The sequence below is a fragment of the Fictibacillus halophilus genome (assembly GCF_042680145.1).
GTDB classification, from domain to species: Bacteria; Bacillota; Bacilli; order Bacillales; family Fictibacillaceae; genus Fictibacillus; species Fictibacillus halophilus_A.
This window is the reverse complement of sequence record NZ_JBHTNQ010000001.1, coordinates 3,070,563-3,096,696: the sequence shown is the minus strand read 5'-3', so window position 1 is coordinate 3,096,696 and position 26,134 is coordinate 3,070,563. Positions and strand designations below refer to the sequence as shown.

At 42.4% G+C, this 26,134-nt stretch carries 26 protein-coding genes; 23 read left to right on the top strand and 3 right to left on the bottom strand.

From position 1 onward, the window contains the following. Positions 1 to 40: 40 nt before the first annotated feature. From ACFQ4X_RS15615 to ACFQ4X_RS15555, 13 genes are all read left to right on the top strand, one after another. Positions 41 to 1,123, top strand: coding sequence for a hypothetical protein (locus tag ACFQ4X_RS15615; protein WP_379836653.1), 1,083 nt, complete (start codon positions 41 to 43; stop codon positions 1,121 to 1,123). After that, positions 1,110 to 3,278 carry a molybdopterin oxidoreductase family protein gene (locus ACFQ4X_RS15610; protein ID WP_379836651.1) on the top strand — a complete coding sequence of 723 codons (2,169 nt, stop codon included), beginning with the start codon at positions 1,110 to 1,112 and terminating at the stop codon, positions 3,276 to 3,278. The genes ACFQ4X_RS15615 and ACFQ4X_RS15610 overlap by 14 nt, the downstream gene beginning before the upstream one ends. Next, positions 3,279 to 3,839: a 4Fe-4S dicluster domain-containing protein gene (locus ACFQ4X_RS15605; RefSeq protein WP_379836649.1), complete on the top strand. Its 561-nt coding sequence runs from the start codon at positions 3,279 to 3,281 to the stop codon at positions 3,837 to 3,839. An 11-nt stretch (positions 3,840 to 3,850) separates the two neighbouring features. Beyond that, entirely contained in the window at positions 3,851 to 4,375 is a 525-nt protein-coding gene (locus tag ACFQ4X_RS15600; RefSeq protein ID WP_379836647.1) for a Rieske 2Fe-2S domain-containing protein, read from the top strand. Beyond that, a complete protein-coding gene (locus ACFQ4X_RS15595; protein WP_379836645.1) occupies positions 4,365 to 4,574 on the top strand; it encodes a hypothetical protein in 210 nt (69 codons plus the stop codon). Before ACFQ4X_RS15600 ends, ACFQ4X_RS15595 begins: the two co-directional genes overlap by 11 nt. After that, positions 4,558 to 4,875, top strand: coding sequence for a hypothetical protein (locus ACFQ4X_RS15590; protein ID WP_379836643.1), 318 nt, complete (start codon positions 4,558 to 4,560; stop codon positions 4,873 to 4,875). The genes ACFQ4X_RS15595 and ACFQ4X_RS15590 overlap by 17 nt, the downstream gene beginning before the upstream one ends. Continuing rightward, positions 4,862 to 5,137, top strand: coding sequence for a hypothetical protein (locus ACFQ4X_RS15585; protein WP_379836641.1), 276 nt, complete (start codon positions 4,862 to 4,864; stop codon positions 5,135 to 5,137). The genes ACFQ4X_RS15590 and ACFQ4X_RS15585 overlap by 14 nt, the downstream gene beginning before the upstream one ends. Before the next feature lie 2 nt (positions 5,138 to 5,139). Then, complete coding sequence (locus tag ACFQ4X_RS15580) at positions 5,140 to 6,645, top strand: MFS transporter (RefSeq protein ID WP_379836639.1); 1,506 nt, start codon at positions 5,140 to 5,142, stop codon at positions 6,643 to 6,645. A 15-nt stretch (positions 6,646 to 6,660) separates the two neighbouring features. Then, a complete protein-coding gene (locus ACFQ4X_RS15575) occupies positions 6,661 to 7,320 on the top strand; it encodes a sensor histidine kinase (RefSeq protein WP_379836637.1) in 660 nt (219 codons plus the stop codon). A 243-nt stretch (positions 7,321 to 7,563) separates the two neighbouring features. Then, the gene (locus ACFQ4X_RS15570; protein WP_379836635.1) at positions 7,564 to 8,217 is read left to right on the top strand and encodes a response regulator; all 654 of its coding nucleotides are present in this window, start codon (positions 7,564 to 7,566) and stop codon (positions 8,215 to 8,217) included. Continuing rightward, positions 8,207 to 8,734: a GAF domain-containing protein gene (locus ACFQ4X_RS15565; protein WP_379836633.1), complete on the top strand. Its 528-nt coding sequence runs from the start codon at positions 8,207 to 8,209 to the stop codon at positions 8,732 to 8,734. Before ACFQ4X_RS15570 ends, ACFQ4X_RS15565 begins: the two co-directional genes overlap by 11 nt. Beyond that, complete coding sequence (locus tag ACFQ4X_RS15560; RefSeq protein ID WP_379836631.1) at positions 8,694 to 10,418, top strand: PAS domain S-box protein; 1,725 nt, start codon at positions 8,694 to 8,696, stop codon at positions 10,416 to 10,418. The genes ACFQ4X_RS15565 and ACFQ4X_RS15560 overlap by 41 nt, the downstream gene beginning before the upstream one ends. Positions 10,419 to 10,621: 203 nt before the next feature. Then, the gene (locus ACFQ4X_RS15555) at positions 10,622 to 11,293 is read left to right on the top strand and encodes a permease (protein WP_379836629.1); all 672 of its coding nucleotides are present in this window, start codon (positions 10,622 to 10,624) and stop codon (positions 11,291 to 11,293) included. Positions 11,294 to 11,722: 429 nt separating this feature from the next. Here the strand turns inward: ACFQ4X_RS15555 and ric are convergent, their stop codons facing one another. Next, positions 11,723 to 12,436: an iron-sulfur cluster repair di-iron protein gene (ric, locus tag ACFQ4X_RS15550; protein WP_379836627.1), complete on the bottom strand. Its 714-nt coding sequence runs from the start codon at positions 12,434 to 12,436 to the stop codon at positions 11,723 to 11,725. Between the two features lie 228 nt (positions 12,437 to 12,664). Between ric and ACFQ4X_RS15545 the strand changes: the two genes are divergently transcribed. The 5 genes from ACFQ4X_RS15545 (at position 12,665) to ACFQ4X_RS15525 (ending at position 16,810) form a co-directional block, all read left to right on the top strand. Beyond that, complete coding sequence (locus tag ACFQ4X_RS15545; RefSeq protein ID WP_077360708.1) at positions 12,665 to 13,105, top strand: DUF1934 domain-containing protein; 441 nt, start codon at positions 12,665 to 12,667, stop codon at positions 13,103 to 13,105. Beyond that, entirely contained in the window at positions 13,102 to 14,772 is a 1,671-nt protein-coding gene (gene argS / locus ACFQ4X_RS15540) for an arginine--tRNA ligase (RefSeq protein WP_379836625.1), read from the top strand. Before ACFQ4X_RS15545 ends, argS begins: the two co-directional genes overlap by 4 nt. A 444-nt stretch (positions 14,773 to 15,216) precedes the next feature. After that, entirely contained in the window at positions 15,217 to 15,768 is a 552-nt protein-coding gene (locus ACFQ4X_RS15535; protein WP_379836623.1) for a DinB family protein, read from the top strand. A gap of 90 nt (positions 15,769 to 15,858) precedes the next feature. Then, on the top strand, positions 15,859 to 16,029 hold the full coding sequence (locus ACFQ4X_RS15530) for a XapX domain-containing protein (protein ID WP_066294023.1): 171 nt from the start codon (positions 15,859 to 15,861) through the stop codon (positions 16,027 to 16,029). A 7-nt stretch (positions 16,030 to 16,036) separates the two neighbouring features. Then, entirely contained in the window at positions 16,037 to 16,810 is a 774-nt protein-coding gene (locus ACFQ4X_RS15525; RefSeq protein ID WP_379836621.1) for an alpha/beta fold hydrolase, read from the top strand. On the opposite strand, the gene uvsE is transcribed toward ACFQ4X_RS15525, so the two are convergent. Continuing rightward, positions 16,803 to 17,756, bottom strand: coding sequence for a UV DNA damage repair endonuclease UvsE (gene uvsE / locus ACFQ4X_RS15520; RefSeq protein ID WP_379836619.1), 954 nt, complete (start codon positions 17,754 to 17,756; stop codon positions 16,803 to 16,805). The two genes, ACFQ4X_RS15525 and uvsE, sit on opposite strands and share 8 nt — an antisense overlap. Before the next feature lie 204 nt (positions 17,757 to 17,960). Continuing rightward, positions 17,961 to 19,145, bottom strand: a complete 1,185-nt coding sequence (gene cls, locus ACFQ4X_RS15515; protein ID WP_379836617.1) for a cardiolipin synthase — start codon at positions 19,143 to 19,145, stop codon at positions 17,961 to 17,963. A 203-nt stretch (positions 19,146 to 19,348) separates the two neighbouring features. On the opposite strand from cls, the gene ACFQ4X_RS15510 reads away from it, so the two are divergent. From ACFQ4X_RS15510 to ACFQ4X_RS15490, 5 genes are all read left to right on the top strand, one after another. Then, a complete protein-coding gene (locus ACFQ4X_RS15510; protein WP_379836615.1) occupies positions 19,349 to 21,481 on the top strand; it encodes a heterodisulfide reductase-related iron-sulfur binding cluster in 2,133 nt (710 codons plus the stop codon). A gap of 138 nt (positions 21,482 to 21,619) precedes the next feature. After that, positions 21,620 to 22,804 (top strand): acetyl-CoA C-acetyltransferase, encoded by a 1,185-nt coding sequence (locus ACFQ4X_RS15505; protein WP_379836613.1) that lies wholly within the window; start codon positions 21,620 to 21,622, stop codon positions 22,802 to 22,804. A 33-nt stretch (positions 22,805 to 22,837) separates the two neighbouring features. Beyond that, the gene (locus tag ACFQ4X_RS15500; protein WP_379837196.1) at positions 22,838 to 23,671 is read left to right on the top strand and encodes a 3-hydroxybutyryl-CoA dehydrogenase; all 834 of its coding nucleotides are present in this window, start codon (positions 22,838 to 22,840) and stop codon (positions 23,669 to 23,671) included. 126 nt (positions 23,672 to 23,797) lie between these two features. Beyond that, a complete protein-coding gene (locus ACFQ4X_RS15495) occupies positions 23,798 to 24,937 on the top strand; it encodes an acyl-CoA dehydrogenase (RefSeq protein ID WP_379836611.1) in 1,140 nt (379 codons plus the stop codon). A 16-nt stretch (positions 24,938 to 24,953) separates the two neighbouring features. Then, complete coding sequence (locus ACFQ4X_RS15490; protein WP_379836609.1) at positions 24,954 to 26,096, top strand: acyl-CoA dehydrogenase; 1,143 nt, start codon at positions 24,954 to 24,956, stop codon at positions 26,094 to 26,096. Positions 26,097 to 26,134 lie beyond the last annotated feature (38 nt).

The following is a 26,134-nucleotide window of genomic DNA, read 5'->3' as shown; positions in this document are numbered from 1 at the left end:
AGGTTTTTTATTGTTATCTAAGTTTAAGAGGAGGATTCATATGCTCGGAAAGTTGGAGTCCAAAGTGCAAGGCGGTCAAAACCTTAACCACGCATTTGCTTCTAAATTCGCTAAATCCATGTTTATATCTGTCATCTTTTTAGCAGTCTTAACGTTTATTGGTTCAAGAATGTTTACACATATTGATTTAAATCTTTACGGCTATATGGTCGGTACGATTGTTTTTATCGGGGGTTTCTTCTACCGCTTTATTGCGTGGGGTGAGCGGCCGCCAACAAAGTTATTCATCAAAAAAGGAATGAAACTGCTGTTTCGGAAATCAACGCCAAAAACGTCTGTTGAACATCTCGGTACATACAACTTTATCTGGAACCGCGGAATCTATCGATGGACACAGCATATCCTGATCGGCTGGGGCTGCATCCTTTCATGTTTCGTAACGTTTCCATTAGTATTCGGCTGGATGTATTTCACGATGGAGGATAACGGATATTACACCGTCGTTGGAATGGGAGTAAATCTGATGAGAGTAGAAGCAGACGGAATTATCGCTTTCTTCTTCTACAATGCGCTGAATTTTACGGCACTCATGGTAATAGCGGGTGTGTGCATGGCACTATATCGCCGCTTGAAAAACATGCAGGCGAGAGCTGAACAAAAGTTTATGTACGATTTCCTGCCGCTTTATCTTTTGTTGTTTATCAGCATCACAGGACTTTTATTAACGTTTTCCAATGTCTTTCTGCACGGCTGGGGGCATCCGGTTATGTCTCTCATTCATCAATACTCTGTAATCATAACCCTAATCTATCTGCCTTTTGGAAAGCTGGCTCATATTCCTTTCCGGCCGTTGAGTGTTTTCGCAAAAAATTACCGGGAGCATTACGCGGAGGTGGAGACGAAGAAATGCCGTGTTTGCGGCGAGGGATTTGTTTCAGCTGAACAATCTAACGATGTGATTCAAGTGCTTGGCGTGAACGATATCCGCTACGAAATGAATGAGGGCTTCCATCTTGCAGAATTGTGTCTTCCTTGCCGGAGAAAATATCGAATCGCCCAATTTTCAGGTTTTCCTACTCATCAAGTAAAGGTCAAGGAGGCCAATCAAAATGCAAAGGGATAAATTTTTTAAAGAAATAGAGAATCTGGAGCATCCGAATGAAAAACTGATAAAAACACATTGCAGTTATTGCGGGATGCAGTGCGGAATGAATTTGAGAGTTAATACACTGACAAACAAGATCATCGGAGTAGAGCCGCGGTACGACTGGCCAGTTACAGTCGGGAAGATGTGTCCGAAAGGGGTAACAGCTTACCAGCAGACGAACCATAAAGATCGTCTTCTTAAACCGCTGATCCGTGATGATGCTTCTTTAAAAGGAACAAAAGAAGGCTTTCGTGAAGCGAGCTGGGATGAGGCGTACGAACTGATCGCAGAAAAATTTCTAGAGCTGCAGAAAAATTGCGGAAAAGACGCATTATCTGTTTTCAGCGGAGTCTCGATGACGAACGAAAAGTGCTATCTGACAGGGAAATTTGCAAGGGTAGCGCTCGGCACCCGTTACATCGATTATAATGGCCGTTTTTGTATGTCGAGTGCGGCAGGCGGGTTCCTACGCTCGTTCGGTGTAGATAGAGGATCCACTCTTCCTTGGACGGATATTCATGAAACAGACTGTCTTTTTATAGCGGGAAGCAATACAGCGGAATGCCACCCGACATCGATGTTCAGAGTTTGGGCGGTTCAGGAGCGAGGCGGTTATTTAATCGTGGCAGATCCAAGGGAAACACCTCTCGCAAGAAGAGCAGACGTTCATCTTGATCTGAAGCCTGGAACAGATCTTGCACTTGCTAACGGAATCTTGCACCTTCTTCTAAAAGGAAACTATGCCGATAAGGATTTTATTGAAAATCATACGAACGGTTTTGAAGAAACGAAAGAACTTGTATCTGAATTCACACCGGAATATACAAGTTTCATAACAGGGGTTGCACCGGAAAAAATTATTCAGGCTGCAGATATCTACGGAAAAGCACCAAATGCGATCGTGATGTTTGCCAGAGGGATCGAACAGCAGCATAAGGGAGTCGATAACGTTTCAGCTTATGTGAACATGGCACTTGTAACAGGCAAGATCGGCAGACCTAAATCAGGTGTTGCCACATTTACAGGGCAAGGAAACGGGCAGGGAGGAAGAGAGCATGGTCAAAAATCTGATCTTCTCCCAGGATACAGAAAAATAACGAACCCAGAGCATGTAAAGGAAGTTTGCCAGGTTTGGGGAATCACACCTGAAGAAATGCCAAAGCCGGGTGTTTCAGCCTATGAGATGTTCGAGCTCATGGATCAAAAAGAGATTCGAGGGTTATACCTGCTTTGTTCAAACCCTGCTGTGTCAGCGCCAAACTTAAATTTTGTACGCCAGGCGATGAAAAATCTTGATTTTATGGTGTGCTCAGACTTCTATCTTTCTGAATCAGCGGAGTTTGCCGATGTGGTTCTGCCAGCTGTAACGTGGTCTGAAGATGAAGGCACGGTTACAAACCTGGAGGGGCGCATCATCAAGATCAATAAAGCGCAAGAACCGATCGGAGAATCAAAACCAGATTGGCAGATTCAAGTGGAACTTGCAGAACGGCTAGGAAAAGGAAAATATTTTTCACATCTGAAAACAGCAAGAGATGTAGCTGAAGAATTCCGTCTTGCATCAAAAGGCGGATATGCCGATTACTTTGGCGCAACATGGGATAAGATCGATGAACAAGATGGCGTCTTCTGGCCGTGCAGAGATGAAAACGATAAAGGAACACCGCACATGTTTCTGGATAAAAAATTCTATCATCCTGACGGAAAGGCGAAGATCTGTGCGCTTCCTTACCGGCCTCCCGCAGAAGAACCTTGCCATGATTACCCGCTGCGACTTACAACAGGCCGTGTGGTGTACCACTATCTATCAGGCAACCAGACTAGAAGAATTCCATTTCTGCATGATATGTGCCCAGATCCATATGTGGAGGTACATCCAGAAACAGCGAAAGAGTACGGGGTAAAACATGATGAGATAGTCAGACTTTATACGAGGCGCGGTACTGCACATTATAAGGTGAAGATTACAGAAGCCATTCGGGAAGATACGGTGTTTGTCCCTTATCACTTTGGACACGAGGAATCTATCAATCTGCTCACGATCGCAGCACTGGATCCTATTTCTAGAATGCCAGAGTTTAAAGCCTGCGCGGCTCAAATTCAAAAAATAGAAATAAAGAAGGTGCAATAAATGAAAAAGCGATTATATCTTGAGCTTGAAAACTGTATCGGCTGCCGTTCTTGTCTTGCTGCTTGTACACAGTGCGGTGGGCATGAAGAAAGAAACCGCAACTACGTGTATGACGTGAACCCGCTTGTTAACCGTCAGACTATGCCGCTCATGTGTTTGCACTGTGTAAATCCTGCTTGTGCGAGAAGCTGTCCTGCGCAAGCCATTCAAATTCATGAAACAGGTGCAGTACTGTCAGCGCTTGTTGAAAAATGTATCGGCTGCCAAAACTGTACGATCGCATGTCCATACGGTATTCCGAAATTCGATACAGAGCAAAACCTGATGTATAAATGCGATCTATGCATTGATCGTACGAAGGATGGCATTCCACCGATGTGTGCCAGTGTCTGTCCTTCTAACACCTTGCAGTGGCTGACTGATGAAGAGATCGAACAAAAGAAACAGCAGTATAATTTAGATAACGGAAAATGGGTAACGAGTATGCCTTATCTTGAAAATGAAACGAATGTAAAAATAAATCTCCCTGGTATTCTGCAGGGCGTTGAAAAGCTTTTTTAGGGAGTGAGATCATGACGGACCAAAATAACAAAATTCCTTTTGAAGAAGATAATTATACCCATAATATCGACCGCAATAATGAGAGAATGTTAGACCGCAGGGGGTTCATGAAAACCCTGGTTGGTGCTGCTGGGCTGTTTGCTGTTTCCTCCTTGCCTTGGGGAGCGGTAGCTGCAAAAGAATTGATGAACCTTGGAGATAAGGAATATCCGAAAACGAAGATTGCTGATGTAAAGAATGTTGCTATAGGTGACTCAGTAGATTTCAGCTTTCCTTCCGAGCATGACAGCGCGATTCTAATACGTTTGAGCGAAAAAAAATATGTCGCTTTTCAAAATGCATGTACGCACCTTCGCTGTCCTGTTTTTTGGAAGAAGGAAGAGGGCGAGATGATCTGTCCTTGTCACCATGGGAAGTTTGAAGCTCATACAGGTGTACCGACTGCGGGACCGCCTCGCCGTCCGCTTCCTGAAATTGTTGTGAAGATCGAAAATGGTTCCATTTATGCGGTTAGGGTGAAGCGCTATGAAGCGTAGCTGGGTCGGCGTTATTTTATTGAGTTCGATACTGATGATGAATATTGTGTTCACTCAATTTTTAGTTCACCAGTTTTATTATGAAAACTATGAAAGAACGATTCTTTATACGTTTATCAACCTGCTGTTATTTCCCGCAGCCCTCTTCATCTATAAAAAAGAAAAACGGAGGGGCGTTCAAAATGAAGATAAAAAATGAAACGCTGATTGATCTTTGTTTTATCAGGAGTGTGGGTGAGGGGTTCGAAAAAGAAATAGATGAACTTCTTCAATCTATGTTTGTTGAACAACATCTTTATTGGTATCTGGATGGAAAGCAGGCTGAAGGTGCTAATATCGTTGTCGCAGAACTGCGGGGAATGAGTACGTGGGAATCAGAAGAAGACGTTTTGAACTTTTTAGAAAATCAAGCAGTACCTCAATTTTGGGAGTATCTCCAAGGCTATCAGATTCAGGTCTTTGCTGCTAAGAAAGGGAGTGCAAACTGTGGAAGCCGCTGATATTGCATCACTGGAACCGTTTAAATCTGGCAGCGTTTCTGTAGTGGTGCATGGTGAACAAGGTGAGGAAACGCCGCCGACACTAACGAAAAGGATTAAAGAATATAAAGACTGTCCTGATCATACACACCTTCGGATTTATTTTGATTCAGTTAATTTTCTTGCTGTTCCGCTTACTTCTCGAGTGGAATGCACAGAAAAAGTCTGGACTGCCTATGACAAGAACAGCGGGCTTTATTACGTAATTAAAAGGGAGAGTTAATCATGAATAAAACTATTCAGCTGCCGCTCCAAACCTTAAATCTAGTTGCGGGATTTATGGTGTGGGTATTAATATCATCACTGCTGCCTTTTATAAAAGAAGACATCGCGATTCCGGCCAGCCAGCTTGCTATGGTGACGGCGATTCCGGTTGTTTTGGGGTCTCTTTTGAGAATTCCGCTAGGATACTTGGCAAATCTTTATGGAGCAAGAATAATCTTTATGTTCAGTTTCGTCCTGCTGCTCTTTCCTGTTTATTTTCTGAGTGAAGCGGACTCTGTTACAGATTTATTGATCGGTGGATTATTTCTTGGAATAGGCGGGGCAGTCTTTTCAGTAGGGGTTACGTCTCTTCCAAAATATTATGGCAAAGAAAAGCACGGATTCGTTAACGGAGTGTACGGTGCCGGCAACCTGGGAACAGCGATAACGGCATTTTCTGCTCCGGTCGTTGCGACACAGCTTGGCTGGTCTTTGACGATGAAGCTTTATCTTGCACTATTAGGTGCTTTTATTCTCTTAAACTTTGTTTTTGGCGATAAAACGGAAAGAAAAGTGGCAACTCCATTAATGGAACAGATTAAAGGTGTTTATAAGAATGAGAGAATGTGGCTTTTCTGTCTATTTTATTTCATCACATTTGGTTCCTTTGTAGCCTTTACGATCTATCTTCCTAACTTTCTTGTAGCGAACTTTGGGCTTGAAAAGGTTGATGCGGGACTCAGAACTGCGGGCTTTATCGTAGTAGCAACAGCTATGCGTCCTGTTGGCGGATGGCTAGCAGACCGCTTTAACTCACTTGTTTTATTGATGGGCGTGTTTTTTGGATTTACCGTTTCTGCTATTCTATTGTCATTTGCTCCTTCCATCCAGCTTTATACTGTCGGGTGTTTAACAATCGCGTTTTGTGCAGGAATGGGAAATGGTGTGATATTTAAACTTGTACCGATGTATTTTCAGAAGCAGGCAGGTATCGTAAATGGCATCGTATCTGCGATGGGCGGACTTGGCGGCTTTTTTCCGCCGCTGCTGCTGGCAGTTATCTATAACATTACAGGGCACTATGCGATCGGTTTTATGGCTCTGTCGCAAGTTGCGCTTGCCAGTCTCGTGCTTGTGATCTGGGTGTATTATCATGATAAGCTGAGCTTGTCTAATCAGATTATCAAAAATACAGGTGAGGGGATTATGGTTACGGATACGAGCCAAAAGATCATTTCAGTCAACAAAGCGTTCACGAAGCTAACAGGCTATGAGCAGGAAGAAGTGATCGGAAAGAATCCTAATCTATTAAAATCTGGTCTTCAATCAAAAGACTTTTATGACCAGATGTGGAAGTCGATTGAGAAGAACGGCTTTTGGCAGGGAGAGATTTGGAACCGCCGCAAAGACGGGAAAAATTACTTAGAATGGCTTACCATTACAGCGATAAAAGATGATTCTGGCGAGGTTCAGCTCTATGCGGGCATGTTCAGCGATATCACAGATCAGCGTGCAGAATCAGTGTAACGTAGGAGGATTAAGATGGACCCGCTTTTACAAAAAGATAACGTAACTTCCTATCTTCTTCAGTTGCAGGAGCATGAAAATAAACGAATAGCTCTTGAAATGCATGAAGGTGCGGCACAGAATTTATATAGTGTATACACAGGACTCCAATTTATTGAACAGAGTCTGCAGAATGAATCCCTGAAGAAATTTATGAATGAAATGATTCGGTCGATGGAAACGGGTATAGGAGATATCAGAAGGCTGTCTGCTGAGCTATACCCGATTTCCCTCTCCACACTTGGTCTTATGCCGGCTATTAAGCAATATGCCGTCTATTATACTTCTACGTTCGGAATTGTAATCAACGTAAAAGAAACAGGAGATAGCTATATACTTGAAGAAGGTGTTAACCTGGCTGTTTTTCGTGTGTGCCAGGAAGCTCTCGCGAATGCAGCGAAATATGCAGACGTTGAAGAATTGGATATCGTGATTTCTTGGCAAGAAGCAGCAATTCAAGTGGTCATTCTGGACAAGGGCCGCGGCTTTTTAAAAGAAAAGGTTATTGCTGAAAATAGAGCACCTGGGTTACTCGCTATGAAAGAACGTATAAGACTGATAGGAGGAGAATGCTATATCTCTTCCAAAATAAACGAGGGAACAGAAGTGACCGTGATTGTTCCACGGATGAAATAATTATAGTTTTTTCGTTAGCTTTTGAATGTGGTTAATTTCCGCTGCAGGGCTCGCTTTCCGCAGGGCGTGCGGTGAGCCCACTCTGTACTGCGTACATTGAGTGGTCTCACCTGCCCCGCTCGTCCTGCAGGAGTCTCGCCCTTCCGCTCCAATTAACTATTCAATGAAGAACTATTGAAAGTCTCTCAGTAGCAACAGTCATTTAGAAAAGAGCCTTTAAAAAATAAAAAAGGAGGGATTGTGTTGATAAGGATTCTGCTGGTTGATGATCATGCCGTTGTGAGGATGGGTCTGAACATGCTGTTAAATGCCCGGCCAAACATGGAAGTGGTCGGAGAAGCATCTGAAGGCAATGAAGGCATCCAAAAGGCAGAAGAACTCAAGCCCGATGTCGTATTAATGGACTTGAGCATGCCGCATGGAAAGGATGGGTTGTCTGCAACATCTGAGCTGAAGAAAATCCTGCCCGATACTTCTATCCTTATTTTAACGATGCATGACGATGAAGAGTATCTGTTCCGTGCCATACAAGCAGGAGCATCAGGCTGTATTTTAAAAAGTGCTCCGCACGAAGAACTCCTCCAGGCGATTGAATGTGTTGCAAAAGGCAATGCGTATCTATATCCGAGTGCAACAAAACGTTTGATGGAGGAATATTTAAGCCATATGAAACAGGACGTATCGGATTCCTACAGTCTGCTTTCTGACCGTGAAAAGGAAGTTCTTACATTAATCGCAAAAGGGTATTCAAATAAAGAGATAGCTGAAAAGCTTATTATCAGTGTGAAAACAGTTGAGACACATAAAAGCAAAGTAATGGAAAAGCTCCAGATGAAAACAAGACCTGAACTCGTAAGCTATGCTTTGAAAAAAGGACTGATGGGTTATGGAATCTAGCCAAGAGTATGTACATTATGATAGTAACTCTCCCATCCAATCAATCTGTGAAAATGTAAGAAAAGATTGTAAAGTAGATTTTGCCGGAATTGCTTTTGAGGGTAAGAAAAGCAAGAAAATCTGCTGGCATTATGCTGCCGGAAACCGCAATGAAAAGTTTCGCAGGATGGAAGTGCAGTATGGAAAAGGGATTGCCGGACGAGTTATTGCAACAGGAAGGCCGGTGGAGATTCCTTCTTTTCCAAAAGATATTGAAGGCAAGGCAGTTGCTTATCCGATTATGCTTGCAGAACAGCTTGTTTCTGCACGAGCTGTTCCTATTTACAGAGAGGGTCTGCCTAAAGGTGCCTTTCTGATCGGAAGACGTACTTCACGACCTTTTTCAGAAGTAGAACAAAAAATCCTTGAAGATGCTGTGAATAAACTAGAGAGACTGTTTTCTAATAATCTCTTGCCAGATTTGGAAGGTGAATGGAATGAAAACGATCATGCATTCAAAGAAACGGAAAGAGAGTGAAGATGGAACCATCCTTGTTCGAGAGGATGGGCGTATTGAATCGATGAACAGCATAGCAGAAAATCTGTTTGGAACCGCTAGAGAGTGCTATGACGGAGAGCACATCAAGCGGTTTTTGCCCGAGATCCTTTTATCTGAGCTGAGAGAAGGGACCATTATCCAGCAATACGGCAAACATGAACAAGGATGGACGTTTCCGGTTCCGGTAAGGGTGACTTCTTTCCGTTTGCACGACCATAATTACTATTTGTTTATTACACAGGATTTGAAAGATCACGAAAGAATCGGCAGGGAACTTTATCAGCCTTTAAAAGAGCTCGAAGATATGAAATTTGCTCTTGACCGGTCTACGATTGTTGCGATTACGGATGCAAAAGGAAAGATTAAATATGTGAACGATAAGTTTGTTGAGATTTCAAAATATGCTAAAGATGAGCTGATCGGAAAAGATCATAGAATCATTAACTCCGGCTATCATTCTAAGGCGTTTATGCGGGAACTCTGGCAGACGATCTCTCAAGGAAAGGTTTGGAACGGGGAAGTAAAGAACCGAGCAAAAGACGGCACCTACTATTGGGTGGATACGACGATTGTTCCTTTTCTTGATGAAGAAGGCAAGCCTTATCAATACCTCGCTATACGAAAAGAAGTTACAGAATATAAGCGCGTACTTGATGAATTAGAGCGTTCCATGCAGGAATTGGTTGACTATAAATTTGCACTCGATGAATCTTCCATTGTTGCCATTACAGATAATAAAGGCGTAATCCGATATGTAAACGAGCGTTTCTGCTTCATATCAAAGTATACAAAAGAGGAGCTGATCGGCCAGGATCATTCCATCATTAATTCTGGTTATCATCCGAAGGAGTTCTTTAAAAATCTCTGGAAGACAATTGGAAGCGGAAAGGTCTGGAAAGGCGAGATTCAAAACCGGGCTAAGGACGGCAGCATCTATTGGGTTGATACCACGATCGTCCCTTTCTTGAATGAGAATGGGAAACCCTATCAATATGTGGCGATCCGTTCCGAAATCACTGAACGAAAACGAGTAGAACAGGAATTAAAAAATATGACGACAAAGATCCTTAACGTACAGGAAGAAGAAAGAAAAAGTCTTTCTCGCAACCTTCATGATGGGATTGGACAAAATCTTTATAGTCATTTAATCACGATTAACCGGTTAAGTTCAGAAATCGCACACCCGCTCATCGAACAAATGCAAAAGGAAACCGCTGAATTGATCGAAGAGGTTAGGGAAATATCGTGGGAGCTTCGTCCTTCCGTTTTAGACGATCTTGGTCTTCTTCCTGCGATCCGCTCCTTCTTAAACCGATATACGGATCATTACAAAATAGCAGTGAAGTTCGAATGCGTCTTACATAGAAGGCTGGATATGAAGATCGAAACGACGATTTATCGTGTGATCCAGGAAGCTCTTACGAATATAAGAAAGTATGCCTGTGTTGAAGAAGCGATCATTACAATAAGGGAAATGGATGATGTCGTAAGAGTCATGGTTGAAGATAAAGGAAAAGGTTTTGAAGAGAAGAATCATGCTTCCGGTGTTGGTCTGTTCAGCATGGAAGAACGCGCGCGTTCCGTGGATGGGACCCTGCATTTACATTCCTCCCCAGGAGAGGGTACAAGGGTTATTTTAGAAGTTCCTTGTGAGTGCACTTAAAAGCCTGTTTGAAAGGGTTGATTTCGCTCCAGGATGCTCGCTTTCCACGGGGCGTGCGGTGAGCCTCCTGCCGCTTTACGCCATTAGGAGTCTCCACCTGACCGCTCGTCTCGTAGGAGTCTCGCACCTTGAGCTCCAATCAACATTCAGACCGTGTATAGACATTCAATAGTGACAAATTATATTTGTAGGATGATAAGTCGATGATAGGAATAAGTATTGCAACGAAGTGGGAATATGAAGCGACATTGGAATACTTTAGCATAAAAGATAACGAACGTTTCGGTTATCCTTATGGTGAGTATTTCATAAGAACAATTAATGATACTGAACTTGTTTTTTATAGTACAGGTGTAAGAAAAGTAAATGGTGTTGGTGGTAATCAGTATATGATTTCTAAATTTAATCTAACTAAAGTAATCGTTGCTGGAACATGTGCAGGAATAGATGATAAATTCAGTAATTTGGATATTTTTGTACCCGATAAAGCCGTTCAATATGATTGCACAGTAAAAGAAATTGAGCCTCTTATTAAACATTCCTTCATAGTCGATATTGATCTATCAAAATATGGAAATGATTTTTATACTGGAACAATTGCCACCGCTGATAAAGCAGTAGTTATGTGGAAGGACTATTTAGAACTTAAAGAAAACGAAATAACAATAGCCGATACAGAAGCGGGTGCAATTGCTTATATCTGTAAGATGAATGATGTTGAATGCATCATCATTAAAGGAATATCTGATTTTCCAACAGATGAAGGAAACTCTGATAAATTCGAATCGAACATTGAACAAATTAATGTTTATTTAGAAAACACACCCAAAGTTATGAACAAAATATTTGGCGAATATTTAAAAAGATTTATTTAAATAAATTTAAAGTTAATAGAAAGATTATGATTGTTGATGAAACTTGTCTTTTATTGAACTATCGTTCTACGTTAGTTCCAAATCCATTATTTTTTGTGCTTACGGTAAATATATTGTAAGACCATTACACATATCCCCATTATAATAAAGGCAGGAAAGTTGGGGCGGAATACTTTACTTGCAGATAAAAATGGTGAATGGACAAAAAAGATAACTCAACTCTTATTAAGCTAAAGGGGGCTTTAGTTGAATAAGACAATAATTGGTAATAAAAAGACCGACTTATCAAAAGTCGGTCTTTTTTGTGTGAATTACCTTGTGAATTACCAAGTGTTTTGTCAGTGATTACCTATTAGATTTCATATGATATTTGACTGTTTGCACCTCACAAGTAAACCCGTTATTCTGCATCCGTGTGTTTTTCTTTTTCTATTGCTGATGTTCTTCTGCTAATCGCTGAAACAGAACGTTGTTTTCAAGATGGATGTGCTGAAAGAGGTCAGATTCTAATTCATCAAGCTTTAAATAGGTTAGTTTATAAGTCGTGCATGCGTCTTCAGGAATCATATAATCGTTTGTCGCTTCACGTATTTGTCTGAGCAGATCACCAGCATTTTGATGGTCTTCTTCTAGTGATTGATTAAATTCTACGATATCTACTAATAATTGACGCAAGAGGGTATCTTCATATTCTTTTATTTTATTAAAAATTGTATTTTCTTCGAGGATCATATGCTGCTCTAATTCTACTTTTAAGGCAGAAAAAAGATAATTCACTTTTTCTAGTTCGGGATGCGCATGTCCATGTACTCTATATACCTTCTTGATAAATCCTTCAAGCTCGGGAAGCACTTTGTACAAGTAATTATGATGAGTATCCACAATGTGATCAATAAGCTGATGGTAGCTGATTTTTTGCCAGTCTGTAGTAAAATTACCTTGAAGTTCTGTGTGATCATAAAGGTTTTGAAGTTCACTAAGAACCTGTGCTTCATTCAAATTTTTTTCGGATAGGACTTCACCGATTGGACGGTTTCCGCCGCAGCAGAAATCAATCTTATACTTCTTAAACAAGCTGCTTGCACGAGGGAACTTCACAACAATCTCACCAGTAGTTGCTGAACGGTCGAACATGGTTTCCATTTTTACTGCCCCCTTCAATTGATAGTACTGTACATAATAAGTGTACGAACATTTACAATCCCTTTCCGTGATTTAAATCACATATTTCTTGAACTTTTTTGCCTTATTTAAGCTGAATGCGAGCTATTTTTATGTAAATCCGGTCTGAAGGTTGAATGGGAGCAGTGAAATCTTTTATAATAGGTAAGTTAAAGGCAAGGTTACACCAAAAAAGGAAGTGTTGTTCGCATGGATCAAGATACGGAATTGTCTGTTGCGCTTGCAATAAGTTCAGAAGTCCATTTTAGCGGTGAAAAAGAGAAGCATTACACCGAGACAGACGGAAAGCTCTATAAGAGAGGCGACGTGACTTATCTTCAATATAAGGAAGAGATAGAAGGTGCGGGTTCTGTCAATAATGTTATTAAAATCACACACTCTGGAATTCTGATCATCCGCTCAGGCAGTGTATCTATGAAACAGAAATATTTAATCGGTCAGACAACAAAGGGGATGTACGACAGCCCTTATGGCCAGCTTTGGATGGAAACCACCACACACGAAATGAATTTCCGGTGGAATCAGCAAAATCAAACAGGGGATCTCAAACTCGCGTACGAACTGGTTCTGCAGGGTGAACATACAGGAACACATCGGATCAAGATTAATTTTCAGGAGGCAAAAGCATGAATATCCTTGACCAGGTTAAGCACCTGTTAAAAGAAGAGATTGAAGAAGCGGCAGTAAAAGCAGGGCTTGCTAAAAAAGAAGAGCTGCCGGAAGTGGTTCTTGAAGTACCGAAAGATAAAGCGCACGGAGATTTTGCAACGAATATGGCAATGCAGCTTGCGCGTATTGCGAAAAAGGCGCCGCGTATGATCGCGGACGAGCTTGTTGCGAATTTTGATAAAAATAAAGCTTCGATCTCGAAAGTAGAGATTGCTGGTCCTGGATTCATTAACTTTTACATGGACAATTCTTATTTAACGGAGCTTGTGCCTACTGTTTTAAAAGCAGGGAAGGATTATGGGCGTACTGAAATTGGCGGAGGCAAGAAAGTTCAGGTAGAGTTCGTTTCAGCGAACCCGACAGGAACACTTCACTTAGGTCATGCGCGTGGAGCAGCAGTCGGTGACACGATCTGCAATATCCTTGATTATGCTGGCTATGATGTTTCCCGTGAATTTTATATTAATGATGCAGGAAACCAGATCAACAATTTGGCAACATCCATTGAAGCCCGCTACTTCCAGGCGCTTGGCAAGGATAAAGAAATGCCTGAAGATGGTTATCACGGTGCAGATATTATTGAGTTCGGAAAAGATCTTGCTGCGGAATACGGTGATTCTTGGCTTGAAAAAGATGAAGCTGAACGTGTAAGCTTTTTCCGCGAATATGGTCTTAAGCGTGAATTAGAAAAGCTGAAAGAAGACTTGGCTGAATTCCGAGTGGATTTTGATGTTTGGTTCTCAGAAACGTCTCTTTACAAAAACGGAAAAATCGATGCTGCGCTTGAGAAATTAAAAGCAAAAGATGTTGTTTATGAGGAAGAAGGAGCAACATGGTTCCGAACGACAGATTACGGTGATGACAAAAACCGTGTACTGATCAAGAATGACGGTTCTTACACGTATTTAACACCAGATATTGCTTATCATAATGATAAATTTGATCGCGGATTTGAAAAGCTGATCAACATTTGGGGAGCTGACCATCACGGTTATATTCCTCGTATGAAAGCGGCGATTCAAGCGCTAGGCTACGAAAAAGAACAGCTTGACGTGATGATCATCCAGCTTGTTTCTCTTTTCCAAAATGGAGAAAAAGTTCGTATGAGTAAGCGTACAGGGAAAGCTGTTACACTTCGTGAATTAATGGAAGAAGTGGGTATCGACGCCACTCGTTATTTCTTCGCGATGCGTTCAAACGATACTCATCTTGATTTTGATATGGACTTAGCGGTCTCAAAATCAAATGAAAACCCAGTGTTCTACGTGCAATACGCACATGCCCGGGTTTGCAGCATGCTTCGCCAAGGGGAAGAAATGGGTCTTTCTTATAGCGGAGATGTAGATCTATCACAGATCGATTCCGAAAAAGAGTTTGAGTTGCTGAAGAAGATCGGGGAATTCCCAGCGGTTATTAATGAAGCGGCTGAAAAACTATTAACGCACCGTGTAACGAACTATGTATTCGAACTGGCTTCTGCTCTTCATAGTTTCTATAACGCAGAGCGTGTACTCGATCCTGAAAATAAAGCAAAATCAGAAGCACGATTTGCTTTAATGAAAGCTACACAAGTAACAATTGAAAATGCATTGAACATCATCGGAGTAAAAGCTCCAGAGCGTATGTAATACGATCAAAAAACCTGTCTGCCGGCAGGTTTTTTCTTTTTTTTAGAACGGTTTTTGAGATTTACGAGCGGTTATTGGGATTTACGAGCGGTTATTGGGATTTACGAGCGGTTATTGGGATTTACGAGCGGTTATTGAGATTTACGAGCGGTTATTGAAGTTTACGAGCGGTTATAGGGATTTACGAGCGGTTATTGAAGTTTACGAGCGGTTATTGGGATTTACGAGCGGTTATAGGGATTTACGAGCGGTTATAGGGATTTACGAGCGGTTATTGAGATTTACGAGCGGTTATTGAGATTTACGAGCGGTTATTGAAGTTTACGAGCAATTATTGATTTTCACGAGGGTAGCTGGACTCATGGACATTTTACTCTTGAGAAAGGAATTTTCCCTCTTATCTTGAATGTTAAAAGAGCATCTTACAGCATAGGGGGAATAAATATGACAACATCAAGCAAAAGCCCGTTTGTGATCGGGGAGATCGAAGGTTATTCGAAAGATTTTTCAACATTGATCAGTATGATGAACTATACGAGAAGAACAACAATACAAGGGGTTCAAGACTTATCGGTCGAAGCGCTCGATTTTAGAATTAACGGTACAGGGAATTCGATCGGAATGCTGCTCGCCCACCTAGTGGCAGTGGAGAAGATTTATCAGTATTTAACGACTGAGGGGAAAGACTTGCCGGATGAAGAAATTGAACGATATGCAGATACGCTTCAGCCTGCATTGGATTTGGGCGAGGCGGCTACAATCATTTCGGGCAATCCAGCTGAATTCTATCTAGAAGACATGGCGAAAACGCGTGAAAAAACGCTGGAGCTCTTTAGGCAGCTTCCTGATTCATGGCTCTATGAAACCACTCCTTGGTGGGAAGATGAACTCTCAAACAACTACTTTAAATGGTTTCATGTTTTTGAAGACGAACTAAGCCACCGCGGTCAAATACGAATCATTAAAAAGCATTATGAACTGTCAAAAAAACAATAGCACTGTGAATTAGGGATATTGTTTGCACATCGAGCCATATTATAAAGAGATAGATTTGGTAAACTCGATTCGATTAGGGGGTACATATAGATGAAATTAATTCTTTTATCGATCATTACGGGTGCAGTTGTAGGATTTGTGTTTGCGATGTTCAAATTGCCGATCCCAGCACCTCCAGCTCTTCCGGGAATCATGGGGATAGTCGGTATTTATTTAGGATTTCAGCTATACGGATGGGTAGCTGCTACTTTTTTGAAGTGAGGGCATTATGGCTTTAGCAGGACTTACAACAGAGTTTCAAATCTATTATGAAAAGCTTGGAGAGGGGACGCCTATCGTTTTTTTGCATCCACCAGGCATGAGTCATCTGGTGTTTGCCTATCAAAAAAGTCTTTCGTTAGCCTGCCAAACCATTTTTCCTGATCTTCGGGGTCATGGCAGATCTACTGCTAAGGATCCAGGGACTTTTACTATTTATGATCTCGCTGAGGACGTGGCAGATCTTCTCGATCATCTGCTGATCGATCAAGCCGTTATTTGCGGCTACTCTTCTGGAGGATCGATTGCCCAAGCCTTTGCGATTAAATATCCGGAACGCACAAAAGGACTTATTTTAAGCGGAGGGTTTTCGGAAGTCTCCACATTTACGTTAAAAAAGCAGTTTCAAACAGGAATAAGGCTGGCAAAAAGCACACCAGCCCTCTTAAATCAGATTCTTGTAAATACGCATTCCAACACCGAGCACGAAAAGAAAGAAATGTTCTTTTACCATAAACAAACTGATCGAGCAACGTGGGTGCGCTATTATCAGGAGAGCATGTCGTTCAACTGTACAGAAAAAATAAAGGAATGGCAGTTTCCGCTTCTTTTTCTTTACGGAGACCAGGCGGAATATATGCACTATTACAGAAATCTGTATCAAAGAAACGTTCATCAGCGTGCCCAGTTCGTCATGCTGGCAAAAGCTTTGCATCAGCTTCCAATTAAACATTTTGAAAGCTTTAATGCAGAGATCAGACGCTTTGTATCAAGTCTCACATAAGGATCGTTCCGCCGCTCATTCTTTTATAACCGCGTACCTTTTCAAGCTCGCTTATGAGCTGAAGGGCAGCGCGGTCTTTTTGTTTTGCCTCAATCATGACGTCCAGCTCATCGGTGAACGCTGACACCATCTTAAAGAAGGGCAGTACATAATCCAGACTGACAAAGTCATGGTGACTCCTGTATGCTTTCTCATCTTTAGGCGAAGATAGGTGCACTTTCGGCGGCCGTCCTGAATTTTTCCAAGTCTGAACAAATCGGGGAAGCAGCTCTTCTAAAGGTGTGTCGCCAGGATTTGCTTTGTAATGATGGTAATCAAACATGAGCGGAACCCCTTCTTTTTCACACACTTCCAATGTTTCTTCAGTTGTGAACGTCTTATCGTCGTTCTCAAGCGTCATGCGGCTTTTCACGTCTGATGGCAGCATTTTAATATTTTCATAATATCTTTCTAATGCAGCGTCTTTATCTCCATAAGCGCCGCCGACATGAATATTGATGTAGCTCCGGTCCTCAATTCCCATCCCTTTCAAAAGATCGTAATGATATTGCATATCCTTTACGGCATTTACGGTGACTTCAGGACGGGGGCTTGTAAAAAGCGTGAATTGATTTGGATGCATACTCGTTCTAAGGTTATATTTCTTAACGAGTTTTTCGATCTCTTTACATTCCTGTTTTGTCTTCTTCAAATAATCCCACGCTGCTTCCGGATGCGTAGCGAGTGGAACGATAGAAGAGGACATGCGGTATAGCGGCAGTTCGTGCGCGATGCAATAATGGAGAACACGCAGTGTGCGCTCTAAATTGTTTTTTGTGATCGCGAGGAGCTGGGCTTCCCGTTCTTTTTTGTCTCTTTTTTGATATGTAGCAAATGTCATCGTTTTTGCTGGCGAGGCCTCATATAGGTTGAGAGCCGTCGAAACAAAACCAAAGGATGTAAGCATTTTTGGCCCCCTTAAAGCTTTCTTACTGCCTTTTAATTTAGTAACCTCACTGCTGTTGGAAGGAGTAGATTTCCGCTCCACGAGCTCCCTTTCCGCGGGGCGTGCGGTGATCCCGCAGGAGTCTCGCTCCTTACGCTCCAATCAACTTGTCGAAGAAGAAAATTCAAAAAAACTCCTCAATTGAATCTTAAGAGTTAAATTAACTTACAAAAACGGTGAAATAATGAACCCCACAGCTTCTTTTAGGCGCACTTTAAGGGTACGGATTTTTTTAAGTCGTGTCATCGTCAGTTTTTCTGAACGTGCCAGATCAGATTCAATCACCTTTTTTACTTCTTGAATATAATTTTTGTCGGTAAAGATGCAGTTGATTTCATCGTTAAAGAAAAAACTGCGGAAATCAAAGTTAGCTGTTCCAATATCACAAACCTTTTCATCAAACATCAGCACTTTTGAATGATAGAACCCTTCGTGAAATTGATAGATTTCTGCGCCGGCTTCTAAGAGCGGTTTTAAATATATATAAGATGCTTCTTGAACAAGAGCGTGATCGGGATTCATCGGAACGATTAATGTGAGTTTCACACCTCTTTTTAAAGCCCTGAGAAGTGCCCTGTTCATCTTTTTACCCGGAATGAAGTAAGGTGAACCAATTAAGATGCTTTTTTTCGAACGCTGAATCTTTTCATAAAAGAATCGATACACAGCACTTCCGTTAGAATGAACGAGCATAAAATCTTTTTGGGATGAGTCTTGTAAATCAGTGACAGGTGAAGTTTGTAAATCTTCCCCTGAAGCGACATTCCAATCAGTGTTAAATGACTGCTGAAGCGCTCCAACAACAGACCCGTTTAAACGCATATGGTAATCACGCCAATCCCCAAGTTTTGTATCTTTTCCGATATATTCATTCCCGACATTATAACCGCCCGCATATCCGATCTTCCCGTCAATAATGGCGACTTTGCGGTGATTTCGGTGGTTAACCCGATACAAAAAATAAGGAAAACCAGGTTTGTTGCTGTATTGAAAATGAATACCGGCTTTTTTTAGTGACTGAATGGTTTCGTTTTTAACACCATGACTGCCGAGGAGATCGAGCAGCAGCCGGACTTCAACACCTTCTTGTGCTTTTTGGGTTAAAAGGGAACAAAGCTCCTGTCCGAGCTCATCATCACGCAGAATATAGAACTGAATGTGAATATATTTAGCTGCATTCTTAATATCTTGAAAAAGTGCATCAAAAAAATGATAGCCGGTTGATAAAAATTGCATTTCCCCTCTTGTCGTCGATGGAGGCAATTCCAGACTGACTTGTTTCTTATGACCAAAATAAAAATCAATCCATGCCAAAATGCATAGGATTGCTAGTAAAAGAACGATCCACATTTGAAATCTCCTCCTTCTGCAAAACTTTCGTATTAGTATACCCTGCATGAGTTAAACAACTAAAAAAATTTTTTTGGAGTATGGCGACTGAATGCTCATTCATTTATTTTTTATGATATAATGATGTCAGAAAATTATTTTTTATTAGAATAGTTGAAAGAGAAAGAAATAGGGAATAGCAGCATTGGAAGGGAGAGAAAGTGATGGACGGCTTAATGATAGCAAACTGGATTGCGTTTCTTTTTGTAACCGCTTACGCACTGTTTTTGTTCGCATATGTGGTTAAAACAAGGTATGAATTTATAAAGCTTGGTAAAAAAGTAGAATTTGATCATACTGTGCAGGAAAGAATTAAAGCAGTACTAGTCAATGTCTTCGGACAAAAGAAGCTTTTAAAAGATAAAAAAAGCGGAATTATTCACGTTATGTTCTTTTATGGATTTATCTTAGTCCAGTTTGGAGCGATTGATTTTATTTGGAAAGGGCTTGCGCCTGGCTCCCATCTGCCTTTAGGTCCGCTTTATCCTGGGTTTACGTTCTTCCAGGAAATCGTTACAACAATGATTTTAGTTGCGGTCGTTTGGGCTTTCTACAGAAGATATGTTGAAAAGCTTGTCCGTCTAAAGCGCGGTTTTAAATCAGGTCTCGTTCTATTATTTATCGGCGGCTTGATGCTTTCTGTTTTGTTAGGGAACGCTGCTGAAATTATTTGGCACGACCTTCCATATGAATGGACAGCACCGATAGCATCAGGACTTGCGATGGGTCTTGGCTTTCTAGGAAAAACCGGAGCTGCTGTTGTTTTCTTCATCTCCTGGTGGATCCATTTATTGTTCTTATTAACATTCTTAGTGTATGTTCCTCAATCAAAGCACGCACATTTGATCGCTGGGCCACTTAACGTTTGGCTTGGTCGTAAAGATAAGGTTGGTAAATTATCATCCATTAACTTTGAAGACGAAACACAGGAAGTTTTCGGTGTTAATAAAATTGAAGACTTCAACCAGAAACAACTTGTTGACCTGTATGCCTGCGTAGAGTGCGGACGATGTACAAATGTTTGTCCGGCGACAGGCACAGGGAAGATGCTTTCACCGATGGATATGATCGTGAAATTGCGCGATCACTTAACAGAAAAGGGAGCTGCCGTTACTTCCCGCACACCTTGGATGCCGGCATTTGCGTTCACGAACACAAAAGGCAACCAGATCGCATTTGAAGCGAGAGGCAAGGGAGCTCAAGAAACAGCTGCAACAACAGAAGGATCATCTGCACTTTCTTATGATGTTGAGATGATCGGCGAAGTAATGACAGAGGAAGAAATCTGGGCATGTACGACTTGCAGAAACTGTGAAGATCAGTGTCCGGTTATGAATGAGCACGTAGATAAAATTATCGATATGCGCCGTTACCTTGTATTGACTGAAGGAAAGATGGACCCTGAAGCGCAGCGTGCGATTAAGAATATTGAAAAGCAAGGAAATCCTTGGGGAATCTCGAAAAAGGAACGCGAGAATTGGCGCGAACTGAAAGAAGATATCGTGATCCCGACCGTTAAAGAAAAAGAAAAAGCAGGGGAAGAGTTCGAGTACCTGTTCTGGGTAAGTTCGATGGGTGCATATGATAACCGCTCACAAAAAATCGCTCTTTCACTCGCGAAGATCATGAACGAAGCAGGCATCACTTATGCGATTTTAGGAAACAAAGAGAAAAACTCTGGTGATACAGCCCGCCGTCTTGGTAACGAGTTCATGTTCCAGGAGATGGCGAACGCGAACATCGCATTGTTTGAAAAGCATGAAGTGAAGAAAATCATTACGATTGACCCGCATGCTTATAACACATTTAAAAATGAGTATCCTGAGTTTGGTCTGAAGGCAGAAGTGTATCACCATACGGAGCTTCTGGCTGATTGGATCAAAGAAGGAAGAATTAAGCCAAAGTACGAAGTGAATGAAACGATTACTTACCATGATTCATGCTACCTTGGCCGCTATAACGAAGTATACGAACCGCCTCGTGATATTTTAAAAGCCATTCCTGGCGTAAAAGTCGTTGAGATGGACCGCAACCGTCAAAACGGTATGTGCTGCGGTGCAGGCGGCGGAATGATGTGGATGGAAGAAAAAGCAGGATCGCGTGTAAACGTTGCTCGTACAGAGCAGGCACTAGCTGTTAATCCAACCATGATCGGAAGCGGCTGTCCTTACTGCTTAACGATGTTAAGTGACGGGACAAAGGCGAAAGAAGTAGAAGAACAAGTTCAAACGTTAGATGTTGTTGAAATCTTGGAGAAATCTTTGTTTGGTTCACAAAAACAAGAAGTTATTCAGTAATTGAATTTTATATGTGTGAGCTGCCAGGTTCGGTGCCGGCAGCTTCATGCTTGATTTTCAAGTGACTGAGCGTTCGCTCGGCTTGACTTATTTTTGAAAGCGTTTACTAAAAACTCAATAAATACGGGAGGTTTTTGTATGACTAGATCAGTAATCGTCAGCGGGGCACGAACTCCAGTTGGGAAATTTGGCGGCGGGTTAAGCTCTTTGACTGCTTCAGACTTAGGTGGAATCGCGATTAAAGAAGCACTTCAGCGCGGAGGTGTTTCACCTGAATCGGTTGATGAAGTGATTTTAGGATGTGTTCTTCAAGGCGGGCAAGGGCAGATTCCTTCCCGTCAGGCTGCACAAAAAGCAGGACTGCCTTGGGAGACAAAGACAGAGACGATCAACAAAGTATGTGCTTCAGGTCTTCGTTCGATTACGATGGCAGATCAGATCATCCGTGCCGGTGATGAAGAAGTGATCGTAGCTGGCGGAATGGAATCGATGAGCAATGCTCCATATATCTTGCCGAAAGCACGCTGGGGCCTTCGAATGGGAGACAGCTCCGTTAAAGATCTTATGGTGCATGACGGTTTGACGTGTACGTTTACCGGTGTTCACATGGGGATCTACGGAAACGATGTGGCAAACGAGATGGAGATATCGCGTGAGCGCCAAGATGAGTGGGCATACCGAAGTCACAGCCTTGCTGTTAAAGCGGCAGATAACAATGTGTTTGCTGAAGAGATCGTTCCTGTTGAAGTTCCTCAGCGTAAAGGTGATCCAATCATCGTTTCTGAAGATGAATCACCGCGAAAGGATACTTCTGTTGAGTCTCTTGCAAAATTAAGACCTGTTTTTTCACAAGATGGAACGATTACAGCTGGAAATGCGCCAGGAGTTAATGATGGTGCGGCAGCAGTCGTTGTGATGAGTGAAGAACGCGCTGCAAAAGAAGGCAAGGAAGTGATGGCGACGATCTTAGGGCACACAGCGATCGCAGTAGAAGCGAAGGATTTCCCGAAAACGCCAGGTCTTGTCATTACAGAGCTTTTAAAGAAAACAGGAAAAACGTTAGAAGAAATTGACCTTTTTGAAATCAATGAAGCATTTGCTGCTGTCGCTTTAACAAGTGCAGAGCTTGCTGGATTAGATCTTGAAAAAGTAAACGTGAACGGCGGTGCAGTCGCACTTGGACATCCGATTGGGGCAAGCGGCACACGCATCGTTCTTACATTGATTCATGAATTAAAAAGACGCGGCGGCGGACTTGGGATCGCTTCAATCTGTTCAGGCGGCGGTCAAGGTGACGCGATTTTAGTAGAAGTAAAAGCATAAAAGGAGGAAGAGTAAGTGAGCATAAATCAAATTATGGTGATTGGCGCAGGACAAATGGGCTCGGGGATCGCACAAGTTTGTGCCATGGCAGGCTACGACGTAATTTTACATGATATTAAGGATGAATTCGTTCAAAAGGGAATCGGAAATATCCAGAAGAACCTGAATCGTCAAGTTGAAAAAGGGCGCATGGAGGAAAGTGAAAAAGAAACGATCCTATCCCGTCTAACGACATCGGTATCTCTAGAGAATGCTTCAAAAGCAGACCTGGTAATCGAAGCGGTTGTTGAGAACATGGACGTGAAAACGCAGCTGTTTAAGATGCTTGACCAATATGCACCAGACCACACGATTTTGGCATCAAACACATCATCTCTTCCGATTACGGAAATTGCTGCAGCTACAGAACGTCCTGAAAAAGTGATCGGCATGCACTTTATGAACCCAGTTCCGGTTATGAAACTAGTAGAAATCATCCGCGGGCTGCAAACGTCTGATGATGTATACGAAACGATCGAAGCGGTATCAAAGAAACTGCAAAAAGTGCCGGTAGAAGTAAATGACTTTCCAGGGTTTATCTCAAACCGTATTTTAATGCCTATGATCAACGAAGCAATTTTCGCGGTCTATGAAGGCGTTGCAACACCGGAAGCGGTTGACGAGATTATGAAACTCGGAATGAACCACCCGATGGGGCCGTTAACACTAGCAGACTTTATCGGACTCGATACTTGCCTGTATATTATGGAAACGCTGCATGAAGGCTTCGGCGACGATAAGTACCGTCCATGTCCGTTGCTAAGAAAGTACGTAAAAGCTGGATGGTTAGGCAAGAAGACAGGCAAAGGTTTCTACACATACGCATAAGGGGTCTGACCCCAAACAAAGACAAATAGCTATTTTGTCTTTGTGGGAAAGACAGATCGCGGATGGCACAAAAGCTTGTTCCATCTGTGCCAAGCTAGATTTTCAAAAAGGAAATGGGGAGAGACCATGAACCTCGTGTTTACTGAAGAACAAAAGATGATGCAGAAGATGGTACGGGATTTTGCGCAAAAAGAGATAGCACCGGCCATTGAACATATGGAAGAGACGGAAGAGTTTCCGCGTCATCTTATAAAGAAGATGGCGGAGCTTGGGCTGATGGGTATTCCGATCCCTGAAGAGTACGGTGGAGCAGGGATGGATTTTACATCTTACATCATCGCGATCAACGAATTATCAAAAGTGAGCGCGACGATCGGTGTGATTTTATCAGTCCATACGAGTGTCGGAACGAATCCGATCCTTTATTTCGGGAATGAAGAACAAAAGAAAAAATACATTCCTAAGTTAGCGAGTGGAGAGTACCTTGGTGCGTTCGGATTAACAGAGCCAAGTTCAGGTTCTGATGCAGCAAGTCTAAAGACAAGAGCTGTTAAACAAGGTGATCAATATGTTTTGAACGGCTCGAAGATTTTTATTACAAATGCAGGCGAAGCGGATGTGTATATCGTGTTTGCTTCAACGGAACCTGACAAAGGAAGCTATGGGATCTCTGCCTTTATCGTAGATAAAGATACGCCAGGCTTTTCAGTAGGAAAGAAAGAGAAAAAAATGGGGTTAAACGGATCAAACACGTGCGAGATCGTTTTTGAGGATGCGCGTGTTCCTGCTGAAAATCTGCTAGGCAATGAAGGTGAAGGGTTTAAAATCGCGATGAGCAACCTGGATGTGGGCAGGATCGGAATTGCTGCACAATCCTTGGGTATCGCAGAAGCTGCCTTAGAATATGCAACGAACTATGCAAAAGAGAGAAAACAGTTCGGCAAGCCGATCGGGGCGAATCAAGGACTTGGATTCAAACTGGCGGACATGGCGACAGAAGTAGAAGCTGCAAAGCTGTTAACATATCGCGCGGCAGACTTAAAGACAAATAACATGCCATGCGGAAAAGAAGCGTCGATGGCAAAACTATTCGCTTCAGAAACAGCGATGAAATCAGCGATCGAAGCTGTGCAAGTATACGGGGGATACGGCTACACGAAGGAATATCCGGTTGAAAGACTGTTCCGTGATGCGAAAGTGTGTCAGATCTACGAAGGAACAAGTGAAATTCAGCGTATGGTACTCAGCAAACACCTACTAGGGTAAGAGGGAGAGAATAAAGATGCAATTTTTATTATCTGAAGAACATGAAATGATCCGTAAGATGGTGCGAGATTTTGCAAGAAATGAAGTTGAACCGACAGCGGCTGAGCGTGATGAAGAAGAGCGCTTTGACCGTGCGATTTTTGATCAAATGGGTGAACTAGGACTTTGCGGTATTCCTTGGCCAGAAGAGTACGGCGGAATCGGTGGAGATTACCTTGGATACGTTATCGCAGTTGAAGAGCTTTCCCGCGTGTGTGCGTCAGTTGGGGTAACCCTTTCTGCACATACATCACTTGCAGGATGGCCGATCTTCAAGTTCGGTAATGAAGAGCAAAAGCAAAAGTTCCTTCGTCCGATGGCAGAAGGAAAGAAGATCGGTGCTTACGGCTTAACTGAGCCAGGTTCTGGATCTGATGCAGGAAACATGAAAACAACTGCGAAAAAAGATGGCGACCACTACATCATCAACGGTTCTAAAATCTTTATCACGAACGCTGGAGACGCAGAAATTTATGTCGTGTTTGCCCGCACGGATATTGAAGCAGGAACGAGAGGAGTTTCTGCATTTATCGTAGAAAAAGGGACACCTGGATTTTCTTTTGGGAAAAAAGAAAAGAAACTCGGGATTCGTTCATCTCCAACATTAGAGATCATTTTCGAAGATTGCCGCGTGCCAGCTGAAAACCTTCTTGGCAAAGAGGGTGAAGGCTTTAAAATCGCGATGATGACGCTAGATGGCGGACGTAACGGTATCGCTGCTCAAGCGGTTGGTATCGCGCAAGGTGCACTTGATGCATCCGTAAATTACGCGAAAGAACGCAAGCAGTTCGGTAAACCAATCGGTGTAAACCAAGGTATCGGATTCAAACTAGCTGACATGGCAACAAAAGTAGAAGCAGCAAGGCTATTAACCTATCAGGCAGCATGGAGAGAGTCTGAAGGACTTCCATACGGAAAAGAATCAGCAATGTCTAAGCTCTTTGCGGGAGATATTGCGATGGAAGTAACAACAGACGCTGTTCAAGTATTCGGCGGATACGGGTACACGAAGGAATACCCGGTTGAACGCTACATGCGTGATGCGAAAATCACCCAAATTTACGAAGGCACGCAGGAAATTCAGCGCCTCGTAATTTCTAAAATGCTTTTAAAAGATTAAGAGTTAGAAAATTTGCGACACTCTGGCTAGAAAAACTT